This is a genomic window from Streptomyces sp. NPDC127038 (assembly GCF_042725875.1).
In the GTDB taxonomy this organism is placed as follows: domain Bacteria; phylum Actinomycetota; class Actinomycetes; order Streptomycetales; family Streptomycetaceae; genus Streptomyces.
In genome coordinates, this window is the sequence record NZ_JBHXDQ010000084.1 from 34,735 (window position 1) to 37,651 (window position 2,917).

Sequence of the window (2,917 nt, forward strand, 5' to 3'; positions counted from 1 at the left end):
GCCTTCCCGCATCCGCTTTGCTCTCAACTTTCCCCCTAGCACCCCTCCGGTCACCCGCGGGGGCCGTTGGGCGCCTCCACGAGCGGCCCGCAACGCCCCTCATCCAAGGGCATGGCCCCCGTGAACCTGCCGGCGGACGACTTCCCCGCGTGCCTCCGCCGTCCGCCGGCACTCAGGGCCGCGCGACCGTGCCCCACGGCAGCTCAGGCGCGAGCGTGCAGAACGGCGCCTCAGGGGCTCGCGACCGTGCCGAACCGGATGTCGTGCTTCTCCCCGGCGTGCAGCGTGGCGAGCATCCGCTCCCCCTCCGCGGCGACCTCGTCCCGCCGCGCCTTCGTGAGCGTGCCGAAGGGTTCGACGACCAGCGCGCCCTCCTCCAGCTTCCACAGGCCGGCCACGAACCCGTCGACGAGCAGGGTGCGGTAGGCCTGATTGCCCCGCCAGGTACGCCCTTTGAGGCCGGCCGGCACGACCCGGGAGCGGTCGGCGTGGGACAGCAGCAGGTTGTCGAACTCGGGGAGGAAGCGGGGCGGGGCGGGGGTGTCGGGGCCGGGCCTCGGCGCGTCGGGAAGGTCGAAGAGCTCGGCTCCGCTCTCGTCGCGGAACACCGCCAGAGCGGGCCGGAGCCGCTCGAAGACCTCCCGGAGCCGGGTCAGACCGGCCCAGGTCTGCATGTCCTTGACCGAGGCGGGGCCGAAGGCGCCGAGATAGCGCAGCACGGCCTCGTCGGGCGCGGGAGCCGGTTCGGCGGGGCGGCCCAGCCAGTGCTCGGCGGTGGTGAGGGCGACCTGGCCGCTGCGGCCCCACAGCCCGCGCGGGGTCACCTGGACCAGCGGCAGGGTGCAGCGGGCCGCGACGGACAGGGCGAACGGGTCGGCTTCCGGCCACCGCGTGAGCAGCGCCTCGCGCAGCTCCTTCATGGTGCGCGGCTCGCTCTCCACCAGTTCCCGGGCGATCGCGGCCAGCAGGTCGAGGTCGACGCCGGCGAGACCCTTGCGGAACTGGCCGAGCTCGCGGTCGCGGGCGGCCTGGACCAGCGGGCGCAGGGTGAGGGCGTCGTCGGCGGTGTGCGTGTGGATGGTGGAGCGCAGGGTGACGATCCGGACGGCGTCGCGTGCCTCCATGGCCGCCGACAGCAGCTCGGGCCGGAAGCCGTCGAGGCGGGCCGCGAGGGCGTAGTACGGCGGCTTCACGTTCTGCGCCTGGAGGCCGACGAGGTGCTCGACGGCGGCCGTCGCGGACAACGGGGAGCGGCGCAGCAGGAGCTGACGGTCGAGGGTCGCGCGGTTGAGGGCGCGGGTGCCGAGCACGGGGGCCGTCGCGGTCGTCTTCGTCATACCGGGCACGCTAGCGCCGGTCGCGGACACCCTCTGTCCGCAACTCTCACCCGATCCCCGTCCGGCCCTCGGTACGCGGACCGTTTGCCCCGTATATCCTGCTCGGAGATCGTCCAGACGTTCGTACGACCCTGGAGGCAGCCGCGATGTCCGAGCGACGCGCCCGCCCGGCCTCGGAGGACCGGCGGGGCCAGGGGGACACGGACGGCTCCGCGCGGGCCAAGGGGTCCGGCGGCCCCGAGGGCGCGAAGGAACGGAAGTCCCTGTGGCGGCGCGCCCTGACCCCGCCGTCCGCGCCGCCCCCGAAGCGCGCCGCGCCGCAGGCCCCGCCTCCCTCTCCCGAACCCAGCGAGATCGTCAGCGTCGTCCAGTCCGCGCTGTACCGCGACGGGGTACGGGTGTCGGCGCCCGAATCGCTCGCCGAGACCTTCCGTGAGCTGCGCGAGCAGCCGGACGGCATGGCGTGGATCGGCCTGGCCCGTCCGACGGCGGCCGAACTCCACTCGCTGGCGGCGGAGTTCGACCTGCATCCGCTGGCCGTCGAGGACGCGATGGAGGCGCACCAGCGCCCGAAGCTGGAGCGGTACGGCGAGACGCTGTTCGTCGTCCTGAGCGCCGCCCGGTATCTGGACGCGGCCGAGGAGGTCGACTTCGGCGAGCTGCACGTGTTCGTGGGCCCGGACTTCGTGATCACGGTCCGGCACGGTGCGGCGCCTGACCTCTCCGCGGTGCGCCGCCGCATGGAGGGGAGCCCCGAACTGCTCAGGCTCGGCCCGGAGGCCGTCCTCTACGCGATCCTGGACTCGGTGGTCGACGGTTACGTCCCGGTGGTCTCCGGCGTCCAGAACGACATCGACGAGATCGAGACGGAGGTGTTCCGCGGCGATCCCGCGGTGTCCCGCCGCATCTACGAACTCTCCCGCGAGATGGTCGAGTTCCAGCGCGCCACCCGCCCGCTGGTGGGCATGCTGCACAGCCTGATGGCCGGCTTCGCCAAGTACCGCACGGACGAGGAACTCCAGCGCTACCTCCGTGACGTGGCCGACCACGTCACGCACACCAGCGAGCGGGTGGACGGCTTCCGCCAGGCCCTCACCGACATCCTGACCGTCAACGCGACGCTGGTCACCCAGCAACAGAACGCGGAGATGCGGGCGTTGGCGGAGGCGGGCTTCGAACAGAACGAGGAGATCAAGAAGATCTCCAGCTGGGCCGCCATCCTCTTCGCGCCCACCCTGGTCGGGACCATCTACGGCATGAACTTCGAGAACATGCCGGAGCTGGGCTGGCGCTTCGGATACCCCTTCGCGATCGGCCTGATGGGTGTGGTCTGCGCCAGTCTGTACGTGATCTTCAAGCGCCGGGACTGGCTCTGAACGATCGCCCTGTGCGGCACTGCCGCGCGGGAGTGCTCAGGCACCCGTCCGCCGACGTTGCCGTCAGCCATTGCCGTCAGGGCCTCGAAGCGCCCCGCCGGAGCCATCCGACGCTGTTGGCAAAATCAGCCTGATCTTGTGGTGAGCCCGTGCTCGCCACAAGATCAGGCTGACTCAGTGCCGTGGGGCTGCGAGGATGCGCTG

The 2,917-nt window shown here is 72.1% G+C and carries 2 protein-coding genes; one reads left to right on the forward strand and one right to left on the reverse strand.

What is annotated here, in order from left to right:
- Positions 1–230: 230 nt before the first annotated feature.
- A complete protein-coding gene (locus tag ACFWI4_RS36855) occupies positions 231–1,337 on the reverse strand; it encodes a winged helix DNA-binding domain-containing protein (RefSeq protein ID WP_387205482.1) in 1,107 nt (368 codons plus the stop codon).
- Between the two features lie 146 nt (positions 1,338–1,483).
- Between ACFWI4_RS36855 and ACFWI4_RS36860 the strand changes: the two genes are divergently transcribed.
- A complete protein-coding gene (locus ACFWI4_RS36860; protein ID WP_387205484.1) occupies positions 1,484–2,713 on the forward strand; it encodes a magnesium and cobalt transport protein CorA in 1,230 nt (409 codons plus the stop codon).
- The last annotated feature ends 204 nt before the right edge of the window (positions 2,714–2,917 follow it).

Bases quoted from the DNA above. Each gene is read 5' to 3' on its own strand.
- ACFWI4_RS36855 (WP_387205482.1), bottom strand. From the start codon at position 1,337: ATGACGAAGACGACCGCGACGGCCCCCGTGCTCGGCACCCGCGCCCTC.
- ACFWI4_RS36860 (WP_387205484.1), top strand. From the start codon at position 1,484: ATGTCCGAGCGACGCGCCCGCCCGGCCTCGGAGGACCGGCGGGGCCAG.